The organism is Nocardia sp. NPDC051463, assembly GCF_040681975.1.
In the GTDB taxonomy this organism is placed as follows: Bacteria; Actinomycetota; Actinomycetes; order Mycobacteriales; family Mycobacteriaceae; genus Nocardia.
In genome coordinates, this window is the sequence record NZ_JBFBAB010000005.1 from 131,291 (window position 1) to 158,274 (window position 26,984).

At 66.7% G+C, this 26,984-nt stretch carries 21 protein-coding genes; 8 read left to right on the forward strand and 13 right to left on the reverse strand.

Annotation, left to right across the window (positions count from 1 at the left end; genetic code table 11):
- Positions 1–407: 407 nt before the first annotated feature.
- The 7 genes from recC (at position 408) to AB0M74_RS10525 (ending at position 11,894) form a co-directional block, all read left to right on the forward strand.
- Entirely contained in the window at positions 408–3,752 is a 3,345-nt protein-coding gene (gene recC / locus AB0M74_RS10495; protein ID WP_364904431.1) for an exodeoxyribonuclease V subunit gamma, read from the forward strand.
- Between the two features lie 220 nt (positions 3,753–3,972).
- The gene (locus AB0M74_RS10500) at positions 3,973–7,383 is read left to right on the forward strand and encodes a UvrD-helicase domain-containing protein (protein ID WP_364904813.1); all 3,411 of its coding nucleotides are present in this window, start codon (positions 3,973–3,975) and stop codon (positions 7,381–7,383) included.
- Between the two features lie 298 nt (positions 7,384–7,681).
- Positions 7,682–9,595 carry an exodeoxyribonuclease V subunit alpha gene (gene recD, locus AB0M74_RS10505; protein ID WP_364904435.1) on the forward strand — a complete coding sequence of 638 codons (1,914 nt, stop codon included), beginning with the start codon at positions 7,682–7,684 and terminating at the stop codon, positions 9,593–9,595.
- Positions 9,596–9,668: 73 nt separating this feature from the next.
- Positions 9,669–10,148, forward strand: coding sequence for a sigma-70 family RNA polymerase sigma factor (locus AB0M74_RS10510; protein ID WP_364904438.1), 480 nt, complete (start codon positions 9,669–9,671; stop codon positions 10,146–10,148).
- Entirely contained in the window at positions 10,148–10,759 is a 612-nt protein-coding gene (locus tag AB0M74_RS10515) for a methylated-DNA--[protein]-cysteine S-methyltransferase (RefSeq protein WP_364904815.1), read from the forward strand. Before AB0M74_RS10510 ends, AB0M74_RS10515 begins: the two co-directional genes overlap by 1 nt.
- Positions 10,760–10,865: 106 nt before the next feature.
- Entirely contained in the window at positions 10,866–11,594 is a 729-nt protein-coding gene (locus tag AB0M74_RS10520; protein WP_364904440.1) for a 2OG-Fe(II) oxygenase, read from the forward strand.
- A gap of 12 nt (positions 11,595–11,606) precedes the next feature.
- A complete protein-coding gene (locus tag AB0M74_RS10525; RefSeq protein ID WP_364904443.1) occupies positions 11,607–11,894 on the forward strand; it encodes an Ada metal-binding domain-containing protein in 288 nt (95 codons plus the stop codon).
- Here AB0M74_RS10525 and AB0M74_RS10530 read toward each other — a convergent pair.
- The gene (locus AB0M74_RS10530) at positions 11,880–13,073 is read right to left on the reverse strand and encodes an MFS transporter (protein WP_364904446.1); all 1,194 of its coding nucleotides are present in this window, start codon (positions 13,071–13,073) and stop codon (positions 11,880–11,882) included. The genes AB0M74_RS10525 and AB0M74_RS10530 overlap by 15 nt on opposite strands.
- Before the next feature lie 80 nt (positions 13,074–13,153).
- Here AB0M74_RS10530 and AB0M74_RS10535 point away from each other — a divergent pair, with 80 nt between their 5' ends.
- Positions 13,154–13,909 (forward strand): helix-turn-helix transcriptional regulator, encoded by a 756-nt coding sequence (locus tag AB0M74_RS10535; RefSeq protein ID WP_364904449.1) that lies wholly within the window; start codon positions 13,154–13,156, stop codon positions 13,907–13,909.
- A gap of 14 nt (positions 13,910–13,923) precedes the next feature.
- On the opposite strand, the gene AB0M74_RS10540 is transcribed toward AB0M74_RS10535, so the two are convergent.
- The 12 genes from AB0M74_RS10540 to AB0M74_RS10595 form a co-directional block, all read right to left on the reverse strand.
- Complete coding sequence (locus AB0M74_RS10540; RefSeq protein ID WP_364904452.1) at positions 13,924–14,430, reverse strand: GNAT family N-acetyltransferase; 507 nt, start codon at positions 14,428–14,430, stop codon at positions 13,924–13,926.
- Positions 14,431–14,648: 218 nt separating this feature from the next.
- On the reverse strand, positions 14,649–15,917 hold the full coding sequence (locus AB0M74_RS10545; protein WP_364904455.1) for an alpha/beta fold hydrolase: 1,269 nt from the start codon (positions 15,915–15,917) through the stop codon (positions 14,649–14,651).
- Between the two features lie 374 nt (positions 15,918–16,291).
- Positions 16,292–16,801 (reverse strand): GNAT family N-acetyltransferase, encoded by a 510-nt coding sequence (locus AB0M74_RS10550; protein WP_364904457.1) that lies wholly within the window; start codon positions 16,799–16,801, stop codon positions 16,292–16,294.
- 65 nt (positions 16,802–16,866) lie between these two features.
- Complete coding sequence (locus AB0M74_RS10555) at positions 16,867–17,448, reverse strand: DUF3558 domain-containing protein (RefSeq protein WP_364904460.1); 582 nt, start codon at positions 17,446–17,448, stop codon at positions 16,867–16,869.
- A complete protein-coding gene (locus AB0M74_RS10560) occupies positions 17,445–17,834 on the reverse strand; it encodes a hypothetical protein (protein ID WP_364904463.1) in 390 nt (129 codons plus the stop codon). Before AB0M74_RS10560 ends, AB0M74_RS10555 begins: the two co-directional genes overlap by 4 nt.
- A 341-nt stretch (positions 17,835–18,175) precedes the next feature.
- Entirely contained in the window at positions 18,176–20,302 is a 2,127-nt protein-coding gene (locus AB0M74_RS10565; protein ID WP_364904466.1) for an MMPL family transporter, read from the reverse strand.
- Positions 20,299–21,495, reverse strand: a complete 1,197-nt coding sequence (locus AB0M74_RS10570; protein ID WP_364904468.1) for a peptide synthetase — start codon at positions 21,493–21,495, stop codon at positions 20,299–20,301. The genes AB0M74_RS10565 and AB0M74_RS10570 overlap by 4 nt, the downstream gene beginning before the upstream one ends.
- Before the next feature lie 32 nt (positions 21,496–21,527).
- On the reverse strand, positions 21,528–22,571 hold the full coding sequence (locus tag AB0M74_RS10575) for an NAD-dependent epimerase/dehydratase family protein (RefSeq protein ID WP_364904471.1): 1,044 nt from the start codon (positions 22,569–22,571) through the stop codon (positions 21,528–21,530).
- On the reverse strand, positions 22,568–22,840 hold the full coding sequence (locus AB0M74_RS10580; RefSeq protein WP_364904473.1) for a hypothetical protein: 273 nt from the start codon (positions 22,838–22,840) through the stop codon (positions 22,568–22,570). The genes AB0M74_RS10575 and AB0M74_RS10580 overlap by 4 nt, the downstream gene beginning before the upstream one ends.
- Positions 22,837–24,501, reverse strand: a complete 1,665-nt coding sequence (locus AB0M74_RS10585; protein WP_364904817.1) for a fatty acid CoA ligase family protein — start codon at positions 24,499–24,501, stop codon at positions 22,837–22,839. The genes AB0M74_RS10580 and AB0M74_RS10585 overlap by 4 nt, the downstream gene beginning before the upstream one ends.
- 2 nt (positions 24,502–24,503) lie before the next feature.
- Positions 24,504–25,418 carry a hypothetical protein gene (locus tag AB0M74_RS10590; protein WP_364904475.1) on the reverse strand — a complete coding sequence of 305 codons (915 nt, stop codon included), beginning with the start codon at positions 25,416–25,418 and terminating at the stop codon, positions 24,504–24,506.
- Between the two features lie 8 nt (positions 25,419–25,426).
- The gene (locus AB0M74_RS10595) at positions 25,427–26,476 is read right to left on the reverse strand and encodes a 3-oxoacyl-[acyl-carrier-protein] synthase III C-terminal domain-containing protein (protein WP_364904477.1); all 1,050 of its coding nucleotides are present in this window, start codon (positions 26,474–26,476) and stop codon (positions 25,427–25,429) included.
- Positions 26,477–26,984 lie beyond the last annotated feature (508 nt).

Consider the following 26,984-nt stretch of genomic DNA (forward strand, 5'->3'; position numbering starts at 1 on the left):
GGTTCGTCCGTTGAGCCGATAGCAGTGCGCGAAGGCCTCGGAGTGACTATCGCGAGGCCAGGAGTGTAAGACGCAGGTGCGGCCATATGAGCGCGAGTTGACCAGCTCCCATCGGTCTCCGACGTGGCGAACTGTGAACCCGCCTCTCGGAACCAGGGGAATCACCATCGCAACCATGAAACGCGAACCAGCCTTTCGTGCAGTCTCCCGTTCCTCCCCGGGTGAGCACTGTTGCACATCGAGCCACTCGATCCGAAGTGACACGACGAAGTAAATCGTTCGCGTGTGGCTTATTTCACTCTCGGGCCACTGGGGTGCCGAAATTGCGTACCGATCGCTGGGCGTATAAACGTGCACGAAGCCCGAGGCGTTTCGACACAGAATCCGGACCCGACGAGAGGGCGTAGATGCCGCTGCACATCCACCGTGCCGAGCGCTCCGACGCCTTGGCGGATTCGCTGGCTGCGATGCTGGCCGCGCCGTTGCCCGATCCGTTCGCCGCGGAGGTGGTCGCGGTGCCTGCCAAGGGGGTGGAGCGCTGGCTGATACAGCGGTTGTCGACGGTGCTCGGCGTCGGCGGTTCGGCACGCACCGACGGTGTCGCGGCGAATATAGAATTCCCGTCGCCTGCCGCGCTGGTCGCCGCGGCGCTTGCCGCGGCGAGCGGGGTGCGACCCGAGGACGATCCGTGGGCGTCCGAGCGTGTGGTGTGGACGTTGCTGCAGGTGATCGACGCGTCGCTGTCCGAACCGTGGTCGGCGGTGCTTGCCCGGCACTTGGGTGCCAACGATCCTGCCGGGGCCGACCATCGCGTGGGTCGCCGCTACGCCACTGCCGCGCACTTGGCCGCGCTGTTCGACAGTTACGCCGCGCAGCGCCCGGCGCTCATCACCGAGTGGGCGGCCGGTGCCGACACCGACGGCGCCGGAGATCTGGTGCCCGACGATCTGGTGTGGCAGCCGGCGCTGTGGCGTCGGTTGCGGGCCGAGGTCGGTGCGCCGAGCCCGGCCGAGCGGCTTGCGGGCGCGTGCGACCGGTTGCGTGCGCAGCCCGAGCTGGTCGATCTTCCGGCTCGGCTGTCGCTGTTCGGCGTGACCAGGCTGCCGACCGATCAGCTCGCGGTGCTCTCGGCACTGGCGGCCGAGCGCGACATCCATCTGTGGCTGGCCCACCCCAGTCCCGCCATGTGGTCGCAACTGGCCGGGCGGCCGGTCGCGGTGGCCCGCGTCGACGATGTCGCCGCGACGGTCACTCGGCATCCGCTGCTGTCGGGGCTCGCACGCGATGTGCGTGAACTCCAGCGGCGGGTGGCAGGCGTCGTCGCCACCGATGTCCACCACCCGGAGGACACCGCACCACTGACATTGTTGGGTGCGATGCAGGCCGGGATTCGTGATGATGCCTGGCCGCCGACCTCGGGTCTCGGTGTCGCAGGCGACGGCAGCGTCCAGGTGCATGCATGCCACGGCCCCGCACGTCAGGTGGAGGTGCTGCGGGAATGCCTGCTCGGGGTGTTCGCGTCGGATCCCACCTTGGAGCCGCGCGATGTGCTGATCATGTGCCCCGAGGTCGAGGCGTATGCGCCATTGGTTCGGGCCGCTTTCGGGCAGCGAACGTCGGGTTCGGTTGAGGCGGTTACGGATTCGGCGCATCCAGCGCATCGTTTGCGGGTGCGGCTCGCCGATCGAGGGCGTGGGGTCACCAATCCGCTGCTCGCGGTGATCGGGGTGCTGCTCGAACTGGCCGACGGGCGGGTGACGGTGACTCAGGTGCTGGACTTGGCCGCGTCCGAAACCGTCAGGCGCCGTGGCGGATTCGACGACGATGATATCGAGCGGTTGCGCGAGTGGGCGGCCGAATCGGGAGCGCGGTGGGGGATCGGGCAGCGGCAGCGGCAGGCGTTCGGGCTTGCCGACTTCGCACAGAACACCCTCAACAGTGCGGTGGACCGGATCCTGCTCGGCGTCACCGCGGACGAATCATCGGAGGACTGGCTGGATCTGGCGCTGCCGCTGGACGACGTGGACAGCAACGACGTCGATCTCGCGGGCCGGTTCGCGGAATTCATCGACCGGCTCGCCGTCTGTCTGCGCGACCTGCGTGGGCCTCGGCCTGCCCACGAATGGGCGACGGTGCTCGTTCGCTGCCTCGACCTGCTCACCGATGTGCCCGAAAGCCAGGCGTGGGTGCGCACCGAGGCACGCCGCGAACTGGCCGCCGCCACCGAGCATGCAGGTGGTGTGCCGCTGCGACTGGCCGATGTCGGTGTGCTGTTGGCCGGACGGTTCGCGGCCCGACCGACGCGCGCCAACTTCCGCACCGGTGAGTTGACGGTCTGCACGTTGGTGCCGATGCGGTCGGTGCCGCACCGCGTTGTGGTGCTACTCGGCCTGGACGACGAGGTGTTCCCGCGGACCAGCGGCGCCGATGGCGACGACGTGCTCGCTCGCAATCCGTTACTCGGCGAACGGGATCCGCGCAGCGAAGACCGGCAGCTGCTGCTGGACGCGATCATGGCGGCGCGCGAGCGGTTGCTGGTGTTGCACACCGGCGCCGACCCGGTGACCGGTGCGCACCGGCCCCCCGCGATTCCGGTTGCCGAACTGCTCGACGCGATTCGGGCGCATGTCGGTGCCGACGGTATGTCGTCGGTGGTGACCCGGCATCCACTGCAGGCCTTCGATCGACGTAACTTTCTGGCGGAGAAGCCTTTCAGCTTCGACACGGTCGCCTTGGCGGGGGCGCGGGCCGCAGACGGTGCCGCGCAGCCGCGCGCGCCGTTCCTCGCCGGGCCGCTGCCTGCTGTCGAGCTCACCGATGTCGCACTCGCGGACCTGATTTCGTTCGTCGAACACCCGATTCGCGCGTTCCTGTGGCAGCGTCTCGGCCTGCGCGTGCCCGAGCACGACGAGGACATCGCCGATCGGCTGCCCATCGAACTCGACGGACTCGCGAAATGGGAACTGGGCGAACGCCTGCTCGCCGCCCGGCTGACCGGCGCTGATCCGGCCGGTCTTCGTGCTGCGGAATGGCGGCGCGGGACGCTGCCACCATTCGGTTTCGGCGCCGCTGTTCTCGACGAGGTCGAGAACACCGTCGACAAACTGGTCCGCGCATCGCTGCCGGAATATCAGGGATCGGCACGTGCTGTCGACATCGCGATCGATCTCGGCAACGGCCGCAGGCTCACCGGGACGGTGCCCGAGGTGCGCGGCGAAACCCTGGTCCGCACCACGTTCTCCCGGCTCGCACCGAAACATCGCATCGCCGCATGGGTGTCGCTGCTCGCACTGGCGGTCACCGAGGATCGCTCGTGGCGCGCGGTGACCACCGGGCGCGGTCAATTCGGTCGCCCCGCATGGCGTTCCGTGCTCACTGCCCCCGATGCGCCCGCCGCACTGACGGTGCTGCGGGAACTGGTGAAACTGCGCGACGCAGGTCTCACCGAGCCCCTCCCGATCGTTCCGGGAGCCACCGCGGCCTACGCCGACCGCCGCTTCCGTGGCGCCTCTGTCGAGGAAGCCTGCGCTGCCGCCGAACGTGAATTCAACGGCGGTCCCAACGGGCCGGGCCCCTTCGGCGACCACAGCGACCGCCACCTCCGCTACGTCTGGGGCAACGCCCCCCGCCTCGAACACCTCATCGAAGCCCCCGCGCCCGCAGGTGAACCCGGTGAAACCACCCGGTTCGGTGCCCTGGCCCGCCGCATGTGGGCACCGCTGCTTGCCGCTGAAAATCAGGGTCAGCCGTGACGGCCTGCCCGCGCTGCGCATGGTGCGGCGGCATGGTTTCCGGGGTTGTCGGCGTGGCATATCGGGGGAGCGGGGCCGGGCGGGTGACGATGGTGGCGAATTCTGGGTGGCCGGGTGGTAGCCGGGGTTCGCAGCTGCGGCCGTCGGGGACGTTGTCGAACAGTGGAAGTGGGTGGTGGGCGTGACCGTTGAGGACACGGCGTTCGCCATCCCGGAGGTAGTGGCGGCCGATCGGTTCGATCCGAATGGGCCGTTGCCCACCGGTACCACCGTCTTGGAGGCGAGTGCGGGGACCGGTAAGACGCACGCGATCGTCGGACTCGCGGTGCGGTACGTGGCGGAGGCCGGGATCGATGTCTCGCAACTGTTGCTGGTGACATTCAGTAGGGCTGCGACGCAGGAGCTTCGGGAGCGCACGCGGGATCGGTTCGTGGCTGTTGCCGCCGCGCTGGCCGATCCAGAGCTGGCGCGAAGGCACTCCGATGAATTGATTCGTCTTGTGGCCCAGGCAGATTCGAGTGAGGTGCGGACCCGCCGACATCGATTGCTCGCGGCGCTCTCGGATTTCGATGCCGGGACAATCGCCACGACGCACAGCTTTTGCCAGCGCATGCTGGACGAGCTCGGGTTGGCCGGTGAGCACGATCCCGGTGTGCGTCTGGTGGAAACCGTCGACGATCTGGTGGGGACCGTCGCCGACGATCTGTTCCTGAACCGGTACGCTCGTGCCGAACCGCCGTTCTCCTTGAAGGAGGCGCACACGCTGGCGCTGGCCGCCGTCCGTGACCGGCACGCGGTGCTCGTCCCGACGGGTGACGGTGCGGCGGGGGAGCGGGTCGCCTTCGCGACCGCTGTCCGCGCCGAGACCGAACGCCGAAAGCGCCTGGCCGGTCTGCGCGATTTCGACGATCTACTGGTGCTGCTGCACGACGTGCTCGCCGACCCGGCGCACGGTCCACGTGCCTGCCGCCGCATTCGCGATCGCTATCGAGTTGCCCTCGTCGACGAGTTCCAGGACACCGACCCGCTGCAGTGGGACATCCTGCGCCTCGCCTTCCACGGCCACTCGACCCTGGTTCTGGTCGGCGATCCCAAACAGGCCATCTACGCATTCCGCGGTGCCGAGGTGCTCAGCTATCTCGACGCCGTCCAACACGCCGACACCCGCAAAGAACTCACCACCAACTGGCGCAGCGACGCAGGTCTACTGGCGGCCCTCGATCACCTGCACGGTGGAGCGGCGTTGGGCCACCAGGAAATCGCCGTTCACCCGGTGGCCGCCACCCGGCCCTGGTCCCGGTTGTCGGGCGCCGCGGACCTCATCACACCGCTGCGTCTGCGCTGCCTGCCCCGCACCGGTGCGGGACCGTTGAACAAGTCCGGCTTCCCCGCCGTCGGCCGCATGCGCGCCAAGGTCGCCGAAGACTTGGCGGCCGATATCGTCGGTCTGCTGGAATCGGGTGTCCTCGTCGAGGTGAAGTCCGAACCACCAGCCGTGGCCGCCTTGCCGGGTGCCAGTGCCACGGTCGAAGCGGGTGCCGACGCTGGTGGCGCCTTGGGCGGTGCGGTCGTTCCAGGCGTGGTGCGCAGGCCGATCGGGCCCGGCGACATCGCAGTGCTGGTGCGCACCAGGTCTCAGATCGATGTGGTGCGGGCGGCACTGGATCGGGTGGGAGTTGCTTCCGTTCTGGCGGGCGGCACCAGTGTGTTCGCGACGAGCAGCGCCACCGATTGGCTCTGGCTGCTGCGTGCGCTCGAACAACCGCATCGGTCCGATCGGGTGCGGTTGGCCGCGTGCACACCTCTGCTCGGGACTACCGCCGTCGAAATCGACAGCGGCGGAGCCGACCTGGTGGGGCGGATCAGTTCGCAGCTGCGTGAGTCTGCGCGGCTGTTCGCGCGGGCCGGGTTCGCGGCGGTGTTCGAGAAGCTTGCCGCCGAAGCGGACCTGGTACCGCGTTTGCTGACGATCGAGAGCGGCGAGCGGCAGCTGACCGATCTGCGGCACATCGCGCAGTTGCTCGATCAGGTGGCGTTGACCGAAGGTCTCGGGTTGACCGCGCTGACCCGCTGGCTTGCCGATCGGGTGCGCGATCCCGCGTCCGGGTCGGTAGCCGACCGGAGCCGCAGGCTCGATCGGGATGCGGCGGCGGTGCAGATTGCCACGGTGCATGCGAGCAAGGGTCTCGAATTCCCCATCGTCTACCTGCCGTTCGCGTGGGACAACGCGAAAAACCCTTATCCGGCGACCCTGCTGTATCACGACGACCACGGTGCGCGCGTGCTGGATGTCGGCGGCCAGGACGCCGCCGGGTACGCCGAACGCAAGCTGCGCAGTGAGACCGAGGAAGCGGGTGAGGAACTGCGCTTGCTGTATGTCGCCCTCACCCGGGCGATGTGCCAGATCATCACCTGGTGGGCTCCAGCGATCACCACGGCGGCTTCGCCGCTGCACCGGATGATCCTCGGTCGCCCCGACGGCGGTGACATTGTCCCCGGCCGCGCCGCCGTCCCCACGGATGCTGCTGCGGTCCAACTGCTTTCGGCATGGAGTGCGGGATCCGCCACGGCGATCTCGGTAACGGGTGTCGAAGCATCCGACGCCGTCGAGATCCGGCGGGTGCGTAGCGAATCAGCGACCGGAGCGCTCGCCGCCGCACAGTTCTCCCGCGTGATGGATCAGCAATGGCGGCGCACCTCCTACTCGGCATTGACCGCAGGCGCCCATGATGCGGCTGTCGTCGAGTCCGAACCCGAGGACGATCGAGGTCCGACCGACGAACCGAGCGCGCCGAGGCCGGCGGAGATCGAGCCGCCGGTAGCGGGGGTTGCGTCGCTGATGAACGCCCTGCCCTACGGCGCGGAGTTCGGCACCCTCGTGCACGGCGTACTCGAGCTGATCGATACCGACGCGGCTGATCTGGCCACCGAAGTGCACAGCCGCTGCCGCGCGGCGACCGAGGAATTGATGGCAGAGGCGGATCCGGAGATCCTGGGTGCCGCATTGCTGGCGGTGCTGCGTACGCCGCTCGGATTCGGTTGTCTCGCCGACATCTCCGGACGCGACAAGCTGAACGAGCTCGAATTCGAGCTCCCCTTGTCCGGCGGCGACACCCCCGGCGCGCACGCGGCAACGCTGGGGCGTATCGCCGACCTGCTGCGCGAGCACCTTCCGTCGGATGACGACTTCGTCTCCTACGCCGACCAATTGGCAGCCCTGGACGATGTCCCCCTGCGTGGCTACCTCACCGGCAGCATCGACGCGGTGCTGCGTGTCACCGAATCACCCGGCGCTGAACCGCGATTCGTCATCGTCGACTACAAAACCAACCGCCTCGGCACCGGCGACCTCACCGTCGACCACTACACCCACGACCGGATGGCCGCGGAGATGCTGCGCTCCCACTACCCCCTACAGGCACTGCTCTACTCGGCAGCGCTGCACCGCTACCTGCGCTGGCGTCTGCCCACCTACGACCCGGTCCGCCATCTCGGCGGCGCCCGCTACCTCTTCGTCCGCGGCATGATCGGCCCCGAAACCCCGTCGGGTTGTGGTGTCTTCGACTGGAACCCGCCGACCGAGCTGATCGTTGCTCTCTCCGCTCTCCTTGCTGGCGAGTCCGACCGATGAGGGCGACTGCCGTCCATCGCACACGAGGGGACTCGGCGCCTGCCAACTCGTCGGAGACAGGTTGCAAGGAGCATGACCGTTCGGCGCCACCCACCTCGTTTCCTGCACAAGCGGCTGTCCCGCGGGCGAATTCGCAGCGGGGGATTCAGCAGGCGCGCGGCAACGTCGTCAGAGTAGGCAGGGTGATGATGTGTACCGCCGCCGTATGGGCGCAGATGGATGTCTCGTGTACGGATGCGGCGACCGTACTGCGCCTCGAGCGCGACAGCCCGGTGGTCTCGATCGGGAAGGCGGGGCGATGACATCGATTCAGCTGGCGCAGCGGGGGACCGGGTTGTTGCGGACCTTCAATGAGGCAGGGGTGCTCTCGGCGGCCGACGTGCATGTGGCGCTGCGGTTGGGGCGGATGGGGCGGGAGTCGTCGGAGGAGGTGTTGTTCGCGGCGGCGCTCGCGGTGCGGGCGGTGCGGTCCGGGTCGGTATGTCTGGAGTTGCATCGGATGCGGGAGATCGGCGTGGATGCCGACGAAACCTGGGACGCCGGAGTGGGTGTCGATCCCGCGACGTTGCCGTGGCCGGAGACAGATGTTGTTGTCGCGGCGTTGCGGGTCAGTCCGCTGGTGTGTGGTGGACCGGCGGGTCCGTTGCGGCCCTTGCGACTTGTCGACGTACAGCGTCGCACCGAGGCCGGTCCGCTTTTGTACCTGGACCGGTATTACCAGCAGGAGCAGACCATTCGGCGAGTGCTCACCGAGCGTTCGAGTGATCATCCGGTCGTCGATCCGATCATCGTGCGACGTGAGTTGGACCGACTCTTCGACCCGTCGGTCGGTGCGGCCCCCGATCGGCAGCGGTTGGCCGCCGCGCTGGCCGCCACGCACTGGACCACCGTGGTCGCGGGTGGGCCCGGCACCGGCAAGACCCACACCATCGCCAGGATCCTGGCGTTGCTCGATGCACATCAGCGGGCGAATCCGAAACTGCCTGCGCTGCGGATCGCGATGGCAGCACCCACCGGCAAAGCGGCTGCGCGCCTGCAGGAAGCGGTGCGCGAGCAGGCCGACACGCTCGGCCTGCCGGAACTCACCGCCGCCACCCTGCACCGGCTGCTCGGCTGGCAGCGCGGCCGTACCACCAGGTTCCGGTACCACGAATTCAACCGGCTGCCCTACGACGTGATCGTCGTCGACGAGACCTCGATGGTGTCACTGACGATGATGAGCAGACTGCTTGCCGCACTGCGCCCGGACACCCGGCTGGTGCTGGTGGGCGACCCGGATCAGCTCGCCTCGGTTGACGCGGGAGCTGTCCTCGCTGATCTGGTAGCGGGACCCGTTGTCGGCGAACCGAATCCGGTACTGGACGCGGTGCTCGATGCGGATTCGCTGGAATCCGCTGCGGTCGAGGACAGTCCGGAAGCGTTGACCAGCGTGGAGCGAACCAGGCTGCAGGGCGGCATCGTCCGTCTGACCCGCGGTCGCCGCTTCGGCGGCAAGATCGCCGAGCTCGCTGTCGCGATCCGCGCGGGCGATGCCGACACCGCGCTCGAGTTGTTGCGTGCGGGCGGCCGGGAACTCTCGCTGAGCGCTCCGGACAACACGACGGCGGTCCGCGGCGATATCGTGCGGGCCGCACGGGAAGTCACCGCGGCCGCACTCGACGGTGACGCCGCGGACGCACTGCAGGCCCTCGAATCCCACCGACTCCTGTGCGCGCACCGACAAGGCCCGTTCGGTGTCGAACGCTGGGACCGCATGGCCGCCGAATGGGCAGCCGCGGGCGGCGCGGGCCCCGACACCTATCAGGCTCCCTGGTATCCCGGGCAACCCCTGCTGGTCACCGCCAACGATCATGAGGCTCGCATCTATAACGGCGACACGGGTGTGATCGTCCGCATGCCGGACGGTTCGCTGCGCGCGGCACTGCAACGCGGCAACGAGCCTTACCTCGTGCACCCCACACAATTTCCAGCGGTGGTGACCGTGTTCGCCATGACCATCCACCGCAGCCAGGGCAGCCAGTACGACACGGTCTCGGTTGTGCTGCCCGAACCCGAATCCACGCTGCTGACCAGGGAACTGTTGTACACGGCCGTGACCAGAGCCCGCCAACACGTCAGGATCATCGGCACCGACGACTCCATTCGCGCCGGCATCGCCCGCCGCGTGCTGCGCGCCAGCGGTCTGTCCCGGAGCTCGATGGTGCGCACATGATCGGCCGCGGGGGTATCGGTGAGCTCCCGACCTCGGAATCTCACGTTCTCCCACCGGCTGTCGTCTACCCGGTGTGAGTTTGCCTCCGTTCGAGGAAGTGGTGGCCGAATACGGCCCGATGGTGTTGCGCGTGTGCCGGGCGGTGCTCGGTCCAACCGACGCCGCCGACGCATGGTCGGAGACCTTCCTGTCGGCATTGCGTGCCTATCCTGACCTCGACCCTGAGACGAACATCGAGGCGTGGCTGGTCACCGTCGCGCATCGGCGCGCCATCGATGTCGGGCGAGCGCTGACCCGCGCGCCCGTCCCCGCCGACACACTGCCCGAGCGTCCGGCCCCCAACGCCGATCCGGCCGGTTACGACCCCGATCTGTGGGACGCACTCGCGGCGCTGCCGACCAAGCAGCGCCAAGCGGTCGCCTACCACTACCTGGCAGGCCTGCCGCACGCCGAAATCGCACAGCTGCTGGGCAATTCCACCGACGCAGCCCGCCGCGCCGCCGCGGACGGGCTGAAATCCTTACGCAAGCTCTACCCGAAGGATCGATCATGATGGCTACCATCGACCGCGGGGATCCCCTCTTCGACGGGCTGACCCCCGGCAGCGCCGACCTCCTTGCCGCCTTGCATCGTCGTCTGGCGGCCGAGGCGCAGTCCGCAGACCTACTCGACGTCGCCTACCGCACGCTCGACACACCCGTCGGCACCCTGCTGCTCGCGGCTACTCCCACAGGCCTGGTCCGCGTCGCCTATCCGAACGAGGACCACGACACCGTCCTCGCCACTCTCGCCGAGCGAGTCAGTCCACGAGTCCTCGTCGCACCCGCGCGTCTCGACGCCGCGGCAAGGGAGATCGACGAGTACTTCACCGGCGCCCGAACACAATTCGATCTCCCGCTCGACCTGCAGCTCACCGGCGGCTTCCGTCGTCAGGTCATCGAGCACCTGCGCGACATCGGTTACGGCCGTCGTGAAAGCTATGCCGCTGTTGCCGCCGCGGTCGGCAACCCGCGCGCCGTCCGAGCCGTCGGCTCCGCCTGCGCGCACAATCCCCTCCCGGTGGTCATCCCGTGCCACCGCGTCGTGCGCAGCGACGGCACCATCGGCCAGTACGTCGGCGGCGGCGCAGCCAAGAACACCCTGCTCACCCTCGAAGCGGCATAAGCCGTCGAGCCTCGGCCTCGGACATCTGTGCCAATGCCGAGTTCGGTCGACCAGCGGCCGCCCGATGGACGGCGTAGGGACGTCGTGCAGAACGAAGGAGAATTCGATGACTGCCTCGGAAATCATTGCCGCACTGTCTGATCGGGTCGACGCACAACAGTGGGCCGAGCTCACTGCCGAGATCGATGCGCACGGCAGCGCGCAGACAGGACCGTTGCTCACCCCCACCGAATGCGCCGAGTTCGTATCCATGTGGGACGAGCGCGCCCGGTTCCGTTCCACCATAGATATGGCGCGACATCGATTCGGCGAGGGTACATACCGGTACTTCGCGCATCCGGTTCCGGAGCCGATCATCGCCTTGCGCACCGCCTTCTACCGCAGACTAGTGCCCATCGCCCGAACCTGGGCGGCACGTCTCGGCGACCACGCACCGTGGCCGGACGACTTCGCCGACTGGCTGGAAGCCTGCCACGCCGCGGGGCAGAACCGACCGACACCGATCCTGTTGCGCTACACCAGCGATGACTGGAATGCTCTGCACCGCGACCTCTATGGCGATCTGGTGTTTCCGCTTCAGGTGGTGATAGGCCTGGACCGCCCGCGCGTGGACTACACCGGAGGCGAGTTCCTCCTCGTCGAGCAACGACCGCGCGCCCAGTCGAAGGGCACTGTCACGGTGTTGGAACAGGGTCACGGCTTGATCTTCACCACCCGCGACCGCCCAACCCCGAGCGCCAGAGGATGGTCGAGAGCCCCTGTGCGCCACGGCGTCAGTCGCATCCGCACCGGCATCCGCCACACCCTCGGACTAGTCCTGCACGACGCCGAATAGTCAATTCTCGCCATGTCCGAGCGGATCTACACACTCATCGATGCCGACGGCCGCCCGTTCCGGACGTCGGTACCTGGCCGGTTCGGCGGGCATCGCCGCAGCAAGATCTACGGCCGTCTGGACTGTCCCTGCGCTCTTCGCGCCCTCACTCGTGGCCATTACCACCCCCATCGCGTCTTCTTCGCCGACGAAGCCACCGCCATCGCCGCAGGCTACCGGCCGTGCGCCAGCTGTATGAAGGAGCGATTCGCGGTGTGGAAAGCCGGCCAGAGCGGGGGCAGGAGGTCAGTTCCGAAGTGATGCTGTGGGCGCGACAGGTTGGGGAAGCAGAAATCCGAGGACGATCCCGGCGACGGGAAAGGCGCACAGGATAGTCAGCGCGGCTGGGGGGCCGTGCCTATCTGCGACGACGCCGAGGACGGGGACGAACAGTCCGCCCGCGCTGACGGCGAGCCCGAGGGTGACCCCGGCGGCGGTTCCCGGGCGGGTCGGCAGGTAGTCCTGTCCGAGCTTGACCAGCACGGCGAAAGGAACATTGACGGTGACGCCCGCGAGCACCGCGAACAGAAGTCCGAGTTCGGCATTCGGAATCAGGCGGAGCGCGCACAGTGCGGGCAGGGCAGCGACGCTGCCGATCCGGATGGTGCACAGCATTCCGACACGGTCGGCGATGCGTCCACCGAGTAGCGTGCCCGCGACACCGCCGCCGAGGAACGCGGCCAGGGCGGCGCCGCCGAGGGCGTGCGAGGAACCGAGGTGGTTGATCCAGTACAGCGCGATGAAGGTGTTCATCCCGGCATAGATGACCGACCGGACCAACTCGACCCCGGTGAGCAGAAAGAACGGCACCCACCGGTCGTGACCGTCGATGCTGGGCTGGATAACGGTGTTTCGGGTTCGGCGCTGCTGATAGCGCCACAGCATGAACCCCATCAACACCGCGGGCGGAATGAACAGCGCAGTGGCACCGACACCGAGCGAGACCAGCGCCGGCGTCGCCAAGGCCGGTGCCAGGAAGAATCCGACGCTGCCGCCGGCCGCGAAGAGGCTCATCGCCATCGCGCTGTGCCCCGCGTCACGGCGCGCGTCGCGCCCGGCCGCGGGATGAAATGCGGCGACGCCGAACCCCGAAAGCAGGAGTAATGCCCACACCAACGGATACTCGGGTGCGAGGCCTGCCAGTCCCGCACCGAGGCCCGCGGTGACGACTCCGGCGGGCGCGAGCCACAGCACTGGCCGCCGATCGGCGAGCAGACCGAGGATCGGTTGCGGCAGTGCGCTTCCCAATGTCGCCGCGAGGGCAAGTCCGGCTGCCTGGAGGTAGCTGTAGTCGCGTTCGAGAACGAAGAACGGAATGCTCGCAGGGACCAGTCCCTGATAGAAGTCGTCGACAGCATGCGCGATCACCCAGTACCGCATTCGTTGCCACACCGATTCCACCGGCGCGGTAGATACGGTTTCGACCGGCGTATTCACCATCGCTGACCACCATTTCCCTCGTCGTCGATGGTCAGCGTAGGGATGGGCGAGCTGGCTGGCTTCCGATAAAATGCCGAGTTATGTCGATTATCCGCCATGACGATCGAACCACGGTGGCCCACGACCTCCCCGGCGGATCACGCATCGAGCGGCACCGGCACACCGAGCACCAAATCGTGTATCCGAGTGCCGGAGTGGCGGAGGTACGCACCGAGGCAGGCTGCTGGATCGCCCCCGCCGATCGGGCGATCTGGATACCCGCCGGGTGTTGGCACGAGCACTACTTCTATGGGCCGACCCGATTTCACTGTGTCGGCTTTTCCGCCAACGAATCGGTATGCTGGGCAACGCCTTCCGTACTCACGGCACTTCCGCTGGTCCGCGAGCTCATCATCGCCTGTTCGACCTCCGACCAGCTGCCCGAGGCCGAAGCGGCACGGCTGCGGCAAGTTCTGCTCGACCAACTGCGCCGCAGCCCCGAACAACAACTCCGGTTGCCCGCCGCCTCCGATGCGCGGCTCCGGAAAGCTTGCGCGCTGGTCGAGGACGACCTCTCGGTGGTGTGGTCACTGGCCGACTTGGGTGTCCGGGTCGGTGCGGGCGAACGAACCCTCACCCGCTTGTTCCGTACCGAGTTCGCCATGACCTACCCCCAATGGCGAACCCAACTCCGCTTGCATCGGGCGGTGCAACTGCTTGCCGACGGCCTCGCCGTGACAGCGGTCGCACATCGCTGTGGATGGGCGTCGACCAGTGCGTTCATCGATGTCTACCGCCGGATGCTCGGGCATACACCGGGGACCTATTACGCCGATCGAGACTCGAAACGATGGTGAGGTCGCCGCGCGGATTACGCTGATGCGCGAGTGAGGGCGCAGACGCCGGTGACTGCGTCGCCATCGACCTGTACCCGGGCCCCCGGTCCGGTGTCGATGAGTCGACGGGCCGCGACATTGCCCTGCGTCGTCGTCGCCGTGATTCGGGACGCGCCGGTCTCGGCGGCCAGCTTGTGTAGCCGCGCGGTGACAACGCTGCCTATCCCGCGGCCGCGATGCGACCGGCCGATCCAGATTCCCGCCTCCAGGTCGTTCCCATGGGGTTCGAGCCGGGCAGCTCCGACCGTCTCGCCGTCGACTGTGATCACAAAGGTCCGTTCGCTCGGGCGGGTGGGATGCAGCGCGCGTCCGCGATGGAATTCGACGAACGCGTGCCTGCGCTGCAGTGTCCATCCCGGAGGTCCGTCGACGGCCGCCATCACCTCGAACGGGTCGGCATCGGCGACCGCCGCGTCGAGCAGCGAGCGCAGGTTCTCCTCACTGAGCTCCTCGAGCGTGACAGACGACGGAAGTTCGTTCACGGTGTCGAGGCTCCCCTGGTGTGCCGCAGCCAGTCAACAGGTTTACCACGACGCAGCTGACACGACCGTCACCTGGGAGTGCGCGGACGTCTGGTCACAAGTCCGGCTCGAGTCGACCGCGTGCTCGGCCGCGCGGCGAGTCGATGCCATGATCCCCCCGCGACCGCAGGCCTGGCGGGGACCCGTTTACGGCGGCCCCCGGTCGAGCCGGAAAATGCTCAGTCGCGGAATCGGTCGGCAACCCAGTCGGCGAGTTCGTCGCGGTCGTGGTCGAGGGTCGCGAAGTGGGCGCCGAGATCGCCGGGGTCGGGGTCTGGAATCTCGACTTCGTCGGGCTTGTACCGAACGTAGAGCGGCTTGTTGGTCGGGTTCTCGGCTTCGAGTTCCTCGACCAGCACATCGACGCCGGGGACGGTGATCGTAAAACCGGGCAGTTGCACCTCGGTGGTCTCCGCCTTGACCCGGGTGTCGTCGGCCGACTGCGAAATCCGAATGGGTACTCGGATTTCGACGCTCGGGTTCATCAACGCCAACTGGTTGTCGAACTTCGCCTGCTCCGGGTTCGGGTTGCCGGGGTAGGTGGGGATCAACGAACCGGGCGGGGTTCTGCGGAACTGCTCTGTTCCGAGCAGGCCACCCCAGGACTTCTCGTCGCTCAAACCCGCACGGCATTTGGTGAGGACATGCGGCCAGACGTCGCGCGCCTTGTTCGACAGCACCTGATCGACGTCGATAGTGTTGTCGCCACCGATCGCGCCGGATAAGAACAGCGGGGTAAAGGCGAACCCGCCGTCGCCATTGGTCGGTACCAGAGCGCCCGCGCGGACGATGGCCTTCGGGTGATTGGCAGGCGCTACCGCGGCCACTCCGACCAGGCCCTCGACCCGGCCCGTCGCGTGATGAGCGGAGAACAGCGCCGCTTGGCCGCCCTGTGAATGCCCGACTATCGCGAACTTCTCGGAGATCACCCTGGGGAACAATCGACGAGTCGTCTCGACGATGTCGAGGACACCGTAGGCCTCGGATTCGCCGAGCAGATACGGATGCTGCCGTCCGGTGACGCCGAGGCCCTCGTAATCGGTCATGGCCACTGCCCAGCCCCGGTCGAGGAAGTGATTGAGCAGCCGTTGGGGATATTTGTTCATCAGGTGCGCATCGGAACCCACGTAGTCGCGCGACGGCGCACACATGTGGCACACACCGACAGTCCCGTGCGCCCAGGTCACCAGGGGATATCCGGCGTCGTCGAGTGGTCGCTCATGCGGCAGCGCGACGATCCCGGATGTGGCGATCACTTCCCCGTGCACGCTCTCGGATCGGTAGAGCACCAGCCAGTTCCGCCCGTGTGTCAGCTCCGCCTCCGGGTTGTCCAGCGGCCGCACATAGATCGCGTCACCGACGGCGCCGTCGGACAAGTCAGCGGGCGGATCGTAGAAGGCGTCCCCTTCAGGTGCGGGAGGGCCGTCGAACTCCAGGTCGCCGTCCATTGCGGTTCCTTCCCGGCGGCGACGGCTGCACGATACTGCCCGGCGAAAGCCCGCCGCCACACCGATCGGCATCGACGTGATATCCAGTCCGACACTACTTTTCGACACACACCCCGCAGCGTGTTTTTCTCGAAAACGAACCTGCGGTCCCGGTACACCATGGCCGACAGACCGAGTGTCGCGAGCCGGACCGAAAAGCGGGCCGTACATCACCGCGTACTCGCATGCAGCGGAATGTCGACCGCGCCGGTGAGCTCACGTTCAGCCGGCCCATACGACTTACCCGCGGGTGGTCCTGCCCGCCGAACGCGTCCCTCGTGGATCGGGAATCCGTCACTGCTACCGGTCCGGGAACTCCGACCACGCAGCGTGGGTCAGCGGAAGCGCAGGAGCATCACCAGGCTGGTGGTGCCCGCTCGGTTGATGATTTCGGAGCCCGCCACCTCGACGAAGCCGAGACGAGTGTAGAGGCGGCGGGCCTGGTTGTCGGCGCGGACACTGAGGCTCATGCCGTCGTAGCGAGTGCGGGCAGCGTCGAGGAGGCGGGCCAGCAGCGCGGTGCCGAGTCCGTTTCCGCGCGCGGCGGGGCTGGTGGCGATGGCGAGCTCAGGGATGTCGTCGGCGACGTAGCCGTATCCGGCGTTCTCCCTGTCGAACAGACGAACCCATGCGGCGCCTTGCAGCTGCTCGGTCGAAGCGCCGCCGACGATGCCGAGATCGCCCTCGGCGCCCCACTTCTCGACGTAGCGGGCAAGTTCGGGAACCGCACGCAGGTCATCGGGGGTGGGTGTGCCCTGTTCCGCGGCGTGCGAGGCCTCGTACAGCATGTTCCAGAGAAACGGTTCGTCGTCGGTTTCCGCGGTGCGGAGAAACAGTGATGCCATGATCGACGACGATACTGACCCCGCGACAGGGCAAGCCACGGGAAAAGGGATGCGCGCTGCCGTGATCAGCTTCCCGGCGGCAGGAGTGGGACGACCGCTTCCGCGATCTCGGTGGCGCCGGCGCAGGGGGAGAATTTGCGCGGGTGCAGTCCGCGCGGGTCGTCCACCAGGACGTAGAGCGATCCGTTCTTCATGTCGACGTTGATCGTGCAGCCGCCCGGCACATCGGGGTGGGCTTCGTAACGCAGCGATCTGCGGCCGTCGATAGTCAAATCTATTGCGGTGGGGAACTTTTCACGAACCTGAGCGAGGGTGCTATTGGTGGTCTGCACGCGGAATGTGTAGGCACTCTGCGCAACGAACAAGCAACCTTTCCAGCGAACGTCGCCGGTGCTCTCCTGTCTGGTGGCAGGGGGGCGTGCGTTCCATTGATGGGATGCAAGGAACGACGGTGTCAGTGCCGTACACGGATCGAAGGGGACGCTCTGCCCGGATCCGCTCGTCGACGAGCCGAGCGCGGCCGATGACGGTCTGGCGGTCGAAGACGTTGCCGAAGGCCGTGGCTCACCACCGCATCCGCCGAGGACGGTCACCACCAGAGCGACCGCCGCGACACCGGTCGACCGACTACCGGCGCTGCGCCTCATGGGGTGATCTCACGCATCTGTCCGGCGAACTCGGCGTCGGTGCGCTCGAAAGCTGCGCGAATGGTGGTGAACAGGGACTGGATCTCCGTGGCGGCCGTTATGTAGTCCCCGAGGGTGACGTAGGCGTTGTTGGGCCCGCCGAACGCTTTCTCCCGAAAAAGCTGTACCAACTCGATCGCCGACCACAGTCGGGTGTTGTCCTCGCCGAGGCCCCAGTACTCGCGCTCGCCGAGTGCGCGCGCGTCGCTCTGGGCCGAGGCCAGGTCGATGATCAGGTCTCGGCAGGCCCTGTCGATGTCGAGGAACGCCTGCGGCGCCATCCGCACCTTCAGCGCGCCCGTCTTCGCGTCCTCGATGTAGGCACCGAACGGACTGTCAGCAGCCATGAAGGTCGCCCCCTTTCCATTAGCTCCGTCTGATCAATTAGACGCACCTGATCGCGAGCCAGTTCCATCGAAGCACAGAAATCATCGGCTTGAGTGGCGCAAAACAGACAAGTGACGGTTGAGGTCGACCGCCGAATTCGCGCACGGCGCAACCACCTACCGCTCCCTGATACGCAATTGCCATGGGCGACTGCGCCGTCCGTCTTGTTCAGCATGGTCGATGAGCTGGTCATCGAGATACCGACAGCGCTGGGGATCGACTCGATTCGTGGTGCGCGCCCGACACGTACGCATCTCGCCGAAGATGCTCCGCGGTATGACCCGATGTCAGCGAGTGGCCATCAGGACACGGTGGCCGCGGGCTGCTCGACATGTTCGGTGACCATAGTGCTGGGTCGAGGTGGTCCGCCCGCTCCGGGCATCCACCAATTCGCGCGGCCCATCAGTTCGACCAGCGCCGGGACCAGCAGCATCCGGACCAGGGTTGCGTCCACGGTCAGCGCGATGATCATGCCGAGACCGAGGAAGCGCATCGGTGTCAGCGGCGAGAGGGTGAACGCGCCGGTGACGAGGATGAGCAAGGTGGCAGCCGCGGTGATCACCCTGGCGGTCTTGACCGTGCCGTGCCGAACGGCAGTGGTGGTGTCGGCGCCCGCATGGTGTGCCTCCACCATGCGGGACAGCAGGAAAACCTCGTAGTCGGTGGACAAGCCGAAGACCACGGCGATGATCAGCACCAGCATGCCTGCCGCGAGTGGGCCGGGACTGATGCCGAGCACGCCGGAGAGGTTTCCGTCGTAGAAGATCCAGGTGAGTACGCCGAATGTTGCGGCGAGGCTGAGAAATGCCATAACCACCGCCTTGAGCGGCAGCACGATCGAGCGGAATGCGGCCGACAGCAGTAGCACAGTGGCGGCCACCATGATCAGGATCATCCATGGCATCCTCGCCACGATCGAATCGACGCTGTCGACGGTCGCCGCGGTATCGCCACCGACGCGAAGTGTGGTCGCCGCCGGGGGATTCAGGTTCCGGATGGCCTCGACGATCGCGGTAGCGGCTTCGCTGCGATCGGCGGCGGACAGAAAAGCGTGCAGGACGACGAAGTCATCGGCGCGCCCGACCTGGAACACCTGACCGACACCGTCCACCGCGCCGATGTGATGAGTGGCCGCATCGACTGCCGCCGCATTCGGCGGGGTCCCGTCCTGACCACGCAGCACCGCGGTGACGCCGCTGCTGGCCGCCGGAAACTTTGCGGTGAGTTCGTCTACCACACTGCGCATTTCATTGGCAGGAGGTAGGGCACGCTGATCGATATCGCCGAGCCGGACTCCCGTCAACGGCACCGCGAGCACTAGCAGCACCGCGCCGACGGCGACTGCGACAAGACCGGGCCGCCGCAGCACGCCCTCCACGACGCGACCCCAGAACCGTTCGGTCCGCTGCTCGGGTGTGGTCTGCCCGATCCGAGCGCCCAACAGCGCCAGCATCGCGGGCAGCACAGTGAGCGACAAACCCGCAGCGAGAGTAACGGCCGCGATCGCGCCGAATCCGAGCGACCGCAGTACCGCCTGGGGATAGAGGAAGGTCCCTGCGAAGGCGCAGATCAGCAGCAGGGCGGAGAAGGCGACTGTGCGACCGGCTGTGGCACAGGTCCTTTCGATCGCCGAGGCGACGGTGTGTCCCTCGGCGACTTCCTCACGGAACCGGGTCACCATGAACAGCCCGTAGTCGATCGCCATGCCGAGCCCGAGCAGCGACGCGATATTGACCGCGAACGTACTGACTTCGGTGACCTCGCTGAGCACACGAATCGCGCCCATCGAGCCGAGTACCGCGAGCAGCCCGACGGCCACCGGAAGCGACGCGGCCACCACACCGCCGAACAGCAGAACAAGGATCAGCAGCGTGATCGGCAGCGAAATGGATTCCGCCACCACCAGATCGTGCTGCGACTGACTGTTGATTTCGGTCGCCAGCGCGCTGTAGCCCGACAGTTGGGTGCGGATCCCGGGAACCTGCAGTCCTGCTTCGATATCGGGGTAGGCCTGGACGCGCCGGGTTTCGTCGCCCGCGGTGAACACCACGGCCAGTGCCTGCCTGCCGTCGGCCGAGCGCAGGAACCCTTTGCGCGGCGGCACGCTGTTCCAATAGGACTGGATCGGGCGCTGCAGCAGCGTCGGATCGATCCGGCCGAGCGCCTCTTGGACGCGCGGGCCGATGTCGTCGAGGGTCTGGCCGTCCGGTGCGGAGTAGAGCGCAACGACGTCGGGGTTCTGCGGTCCGAAATGTTCGCCGACCACCTGATCGACCAACGCTGATTCGCTGTTCGGGTCGGTGAATCCGCCCGCGCTGACCTTGTCGGCCGCACCCGTGCCGAGCACACCGAACAGCAGCATCGTCCCCACGACGACCGCGAGCACCACGCGTGGACGCGCGATGATGAAGCGAGCCGAGGTGATCACAGCTTTTCCCTGACCGGTAGCTCTTGCTCGAGCCGGGCGACAATGTGGTCGAGGAGTGCCTCGAGCCGGGCCTCGACGCCGACGCCGTTGCGGCACGACACCGATAGTTCGGTCTTGCCGCCGGACTCCACGAGACCGAACAGCAACGGCATCGCGACGCTGTGCTGCGGAACCACTCGAATGGTTGTCGGGCGGAAGCCCGGCGGCGCGAGGGCGTCGAGGTCGAACGCGCCGACATGAGAGACGATGGCGGAGGCCAGATTTCGGCCGTACCGGGAACCGAGCCAGTTCGTGGTGCGCAGGATCGCCCGGCCGATGAGGTCCGGCATTCGCACCAGACCGCTGTTTTCCATCTGATTCAGTTCGCGCTGTTCGGCAAGACCGGCCTTGATCTGCGCCTTGGCCACGGTCCAGTCCTGGCCCGGTTCGAGATCCAGGAACAGCGGCAGCGCCAGGTTCGCGGTGGAGCGTAGTTTCGGGTCGTGCCTGCGCAGATCGACCGGCATCATGATTCGCGACGGACCGTCGGTCTGTTCCGCCAGGATGGCCGCGACGCGCGCGACGCCACCCGAACCGGTCGCGTCGATCGTCCGGTGCCGCAGCAGATGTCGCGGTCGCCCCGGCTCCTGACGGCCACCGCCGACCGCGCTCCGATACTTCGGCAGCGGCAGTGTCGCCTTGCCCTGCGGCGTCCCCATCCGGGCTACCAGCTCGTAGTCGGCGACGGGGTCCGGCATGGCGTCCGTTGTCTCGCCTCGCAGTACCTTGAGCACGTTGGTCATCCAGAGCACCATGCCCACGCCGTCCATGACCCCGTGGAAGGCGCGGAATAACAGCGTGACCGGTTCGGCCGTCAGCAACACCACTTCGGTTGTCGCCTCGGGAGTCGGCCCGATCGGGCTGGTGAGGATGTGATCGGATTCGAGGTCGGGGTACCGAATGCTATGGCCGTCCACGACCCGCACCGCCGCAGCGATGCCACTGTCGACCCACTCGTCGCCGATACGCCGCAACCGCGCGCCGGGGCATGCTTCGGAAGCCACGGCCACTGCCTGTCCCAGGACCTCCGGGTCGATGGTCCCTTCACCGTGGATCATCGCCTGCATGAGGAACGGCGGTGCCAATTGCCGCATCGGGAAGTACATCCGCTCGGTGGGAGAGATCGGCCGGCGGAAGATGCTGTCGTTGCTCATGATTGCCTCCATCGACGACAAAGTTCGCGAAGCTATCGCAATGTCCTGGTGAGCTCGACGACCCCACCTCGAGTTTCGAGCCAGGCGAGAAACCCGGCGAGTCCGGTATCGCGGTCCACGATCGGCCGGTAGCCGAAATCACGCGCAGCGGCGCTGGTGTCGTAGGTCGCCGATCGAGTCATCAACGCGACGGCATAGCGCGACAACGGCGGCGACCACCGGGTCGCTACAGCTGGAACGCGCCACACGGTCTCGATCACGTTCACTATGGCCGCGAGCACGCGCGGGTTCAGTTGCCGCGTGGGCGGTTGATAGCCGAGATCCATCGCGACGGAGCCGAGGAACTCCCACACATTGGTCTGCTCGGCGTCGGCGATGAAGTACGCCTTGCCACCCGCCGATTCCGCCGCGGCGGCCTTGATGCAGGCATCGACGATATTGTCGACGTGACACAACGAGGCGAACACTGCGCGGCCATACGAGAGATCGGGCAGTGTGCCTGCCGCGGTTCGGCTCAGCAGCCGCACGATCGGCCCCGACCGGTCTCCTGCTCCCCAGATCGCCCGCGGGCGCAGCGCGCACGTGCGGAAACCCGTTGTGTCGGCTGCCAATACCGCGCGTTCGGCGGCGGCTTTCGTCTCCGAGTACAGGTTCAGATAGCGCCGGGGATAGGGCAACGACTCGTCGACATCGATCAGGTCACCGCCGTGGTAGTCCATCATCGCGCTCGGGCTGGAGATGAACACGAACCGCGAGGCTCCCTGGTGGCGCGCCGAATGGAGCAGCCGCTCGGTGGCCCGAACGTTCTCATCCCAGAATTGGTCCCGGGTGCCGCGCTCGTCGACCCGTGCGGCACTGTGGAACACGACGTCGACGCCGCTGGTCGCCCGGATCAGTGCGGCCTTGTCGCCGAGGTCGCCGACGATCACCTCCACCTCGGCGCGAGCCGCGCCGAGATCGGCCAGATTGCTGGTGCGTCGCGCCAGAATCGCCACATCGTGCGCACCGTCCTCGACCAGCCTGCGCACCAGCGCACCACCGAGAAATCCGGACGCGCCGGTCACCAGTACTTTCACTGCGTCACCTCCTGAGTCGCCCACCAGGTCATTCCGAAGATCTGGGTCAGCACGGCGGTCTCCACTGCGGGCCGGCCCGAACCCTCCGCGGCCCGCAGCGCGGCCGGAATCTGCGCCGCGTGCACCACGACACTCAGAAACAGATCGACCCACCACGCGGCCCGCAGCAGCCGGTTGCGTGGTGCGCTGTCGGAGGCCGCCGCCACGACACCCGCGGCGAGGTACAGCCAGCCCAGCACCGGAATCGACCGCAATATCACGGTTCTCATCGGGTTCCCACCTTCTCGGTCGCCCAGGCCGCCAGCTGTTCGCGCCCGATCTTCGCGTTGTGTCGAATGTCGACCGGGAACCCTGGGTGCACCAAGAAATCGGCGATATCCCGGGTGAGCTCGGACTCCGCAGCCAACGCCCGCAACTGCGAGGCAACCGATGCCGCATCGGTGCCCGGCTTCGTCTCGACACACAGCACCGGTCGGTGCGCGCCGAGCTCGCCGACGCCGACCAGGGCTGTCCGGGCCACGCCCGCAACGGTGTTGAAGATCTGCTCGACCTGAACGGTGAACATCGGCCCGTTCGCGGTGACCACGCGTTGGCTCTTGCGTCCGCAGAACCAGATTCGCCCATGGTCATCGATCCAGGCCAAATCCCCGGTGCGGTGCCAGATCACGGGGCCGTCGACGATCTTGCCCGCGGTGTTGGCCGATTCCGGCCAGTAATAGCGCGTGCTGACATTCGGGCCCGAGACAACGAGTTCACCTATGCCTCGGGACGTTTCGAGCTCATCAGCCAGCTCCTCGACCCGAGCCCAGGTCGGAATCGGCGCATCCGTGATGGCGACCAACCGGGCGTTCACCCGATCGGCGGGCCTGCCGATGCAGGTGCCCGCACCGCGATGGGCGCGATCGACGAGTCCGTCGAACAGTTCCCTGGATTCGATGGTGGACATGGGCAGCGCCTCGGTGGATCCGTAGCCTGCGTAGATCAGGACGTCCTCGCGCAACACCATCCGCAGCCCGGCAATGCACCAGTCGGGCACCGGAGCGCCGCCGGAATAGATGCTGGCCAAGGTTGGCAGCTCGACCGCGTGTTCCTCGAGATATCGCAGCAGCGGGATGAGCAGGGCCGGGGAGGCGAACATAGTACGTACCCCGAACTTCGTTATCGCGTCGACCACCTGGGCTGGATCGGTCGAACCGACCTTGCTCGGGATCAGTGGCGGTAGGACACACCGCGATCCGAGCAGCAGATCGAGAATGCCGACGAGCGGCAGGGTGATCAGTGAGGTGCCTGGTGCGATGTGGCCGCGGGCCGCGTCCACCTGCTCGATCATCGAGGCGAGGTTGCCGTGCGTGAGTTCGACCGCTTTGGCCGGACCCGTGCTGCCGGTGGTGAATCCGATGACGAGGACTGCGTTGTCAGCAGCGGGCGTGCGCGGCTGCGGGGCCCTGGTGGGCCGGCGCTCCCAGTCCCGCAATGTCGGTCCGCCCCAGAACCAGCGCTTGCCGACGGTCAGGGTGGTACGCACCTGGTGGAAGCTGCGTCGGAACAACACGCGCAGCGCTTGTGCCTGTGGGATGCCGATGAACGCCTCGGCGTCGACCGCGCGCAAGCACCGCAACATCTTTCGCACGCCCATGCCGGGGTCGATCACCACCGGGACCGCGCCGATCTTCAGCAGCCCGAACAGGATCGCGTAGAGCTCGGGACTCGGTAGCACCAGCACGATGGTGCGGGTGCCGTTCGTGACGCCCGCCGCGGTCAGCCGTTCGGCGATTGCGTCGGACCAGTCGTCGAGCTCACGGTAGGTGAGGTGCCGGTAGGCGGGCATGCCGGCGGGATTCTGCCCGTCTGGGTAGATCACCGCTTCACGATCCGGTTCCGTGCGCGCAAACGCACGGAACCGGTCGATGGCTTCCCAATAGGTCGCCATTGTCACGCGGGCGCCCCCACGAGCGCGGGCAACCGGTACAGCGCCGCTGCCGCCGATGGGCCTGCGCCCGCCGCGACGAACAATAGGTGTGTATATCCGCCCAGTGTCTCCTCGGCGACGGCCTTGTCGTAGGCCAGCGGGAGTGTCGCGGTATGCGGGTCACCATCGGTGAGATCTGGTAAACGCACAGAATTCGCCGCGATACCGAGGTGCTCGGCGATGCGCAGCGGGAAGGCCGCGCTCGGCGTCGACGCGATGAGCGCGATGCCCGAAAGATCGGTGAGCCCGTCCTCGGTCAGCGCGGACCACGCCGCCTCCAGTGCCGTATCCAGCAGTCGATCCTGGAAACCTTCCTCCCGCACGACCGTCATCAGGCCGCGGCCTACCGACCCCATGGTCGCGGTGTCCACATAGGCCTCCACCACCGGGGCGCCCGCACCCATGGCGGTGTGCACAGGGCCGAACCCGCCGGGCTCGTCGGTGTGCTCGAGCAGCAGCGCCGCGCCCGCGGTGGCGTAGGGGAATTCGTCGTCGGCGATCGACCTGGTCTGAGACGGATGCGTGTCGCCCGAGACGATCAGCACGTGTTCGGCGCTGCCGGTCTCCAGGATGGAGCAGGCCACTTGGACGGCGTTGAGCACGCCGACGGCGCCGTTCATCAGGTCGAAGGAGAAGGTCCGCGGATCGTCTTTGCCGTATTCCAGGCCGATGCCCGCGGCCTTCTGGATCAACGCGGAGACGGCCGGTTCCACGGTGTTGGAGTCACGGAAAATGCCGGCGTTGATGAGCACGCCGACCTGGTCTGGTCGAACTCCCACCCGCTCGAGGCTCTGCTTCGCGGCGCGGCCGCTGTTTTCCACAATGCTGTGGGTGTCGGTGGCCCGGCTGATTCCGGTCGATTTGATGCGCACGCCCATGGCGGACCTCAGACCTTCAGGGAGGAGATGGTGGTGGACAGGAAGCCGGTCACGATGCCGGAGGCGGCGGGGATCATCAGCAGCTTCGTGCCCGCCGGGATGTTCTGCTCGCTCAGCTGGTCGTGCAGTACGACGAAATGCGAAGTGGTGGAGGTGTTTCCGTACTTCTCGATGACCCGAAGATCTGGTGGCATCGGGTGTCCGAACTCGCGCTCGCAGATCGCGTTCATCCACGGAATCGCGGCAGCGCCGAATTGATGGTGGATGACGTAGTCGAAGTTCTCCTCGGCGAAGGTGCGGCCCTGGGATTCGAGGTAGTTGCGCTGGCTGTCGGTGCCGAGCAGGAACCGATCCTCGTTGTGCATCTTGCGGTTATCGGTGTACAGGGCGACACCCTGGCTCTTGTCGCTCGGCATGCCGAGGCACAGATGCGAGTATTCCGCGGCCGTCATCAGCTCGATGTAGTGGATTTTGTCGGCGTCGTCGACCGCCTGGTCCAACACGATGGCGGCGCCGGAGTCGCCGACCGAGAGCGAAGCGAACTGCAGATCGTATTTCTCGGAAATCTCGGCGACCGCAGTATCCGCGATGGGAGTAATCGCCTCGCCGCTCACCACCATGCCGTTGCGGACGGCGCCGGAACGGATCATTCGATCGAGTATGTAGGTTCCGGTCAGCATCCCGGCGCAAGCATTCGAAACGTCGAAAGTAATTGCTTTGTTTGCACCGATACGCTTGCCTATTGCCGATGCGAACGACGGCTCCATGTACATCCGGGTGGCGTTCTTGCTCCGGGTGATCGACGTCGAGATGATGATGTCGAGATTCGCCGCAGAGTACTGTGACCTGGAAAGACAGTCCTCCGCTGCATGGAGGGCGATGGTGAAGGAGTCCTCATAGCTCTCCGGTCGAGTATCGTGCACGCGACGTTCCTCGACTCCCGTGATTCTTTCGAGATCGAACGACGGTGGCACCTTCAGTCGCGAGATCAGCTCCTTGGTTGTGACGATATTCGAAGGGAGATACGCGCCGATGGATTCGAACCGAGAATGCGACACTTGCGCTCCTGGAAATCGTTGACAGATACGTTCCGGATCTTCTCTGATCTGCGGTGCTGCGGAACATTACCCGACGGTAACTATCGATGGGTAAACGCACAGTCCGCGAATCCTTCTGGGACAGTTGACCTTTGGGAGTGTCTGTACCCTGAAGTATCGGCAACTATCGTTCAACTGGCTATGGTGGATCGTGGTGATCGTCGCGCTATTCGAGCCCTGCGTGTGGTGGCGCATCGGGTGAATTCCGCCCCGCCTCGGACTTCATGGCGAACGGGTGGCTAATGTCCGTTTCATCGGGTGTTCGCGGTGTCCGGCGGGAGCGGCGGCAAGGTGACTGTGAGTGACTTCACTGCTGGTCTTCGACATCCGCACCGATCGGTTTCGGTCGATTGTCCAGCTGTTCAATCATCAACTACGTTGTGGCCGAAGCCAACCCGGCACTCGCCGACGCGGGCCGTCCGCAGGACGTAACGGCGACCCCCTCGCACGCGCACCGAAGCGCAGTGGC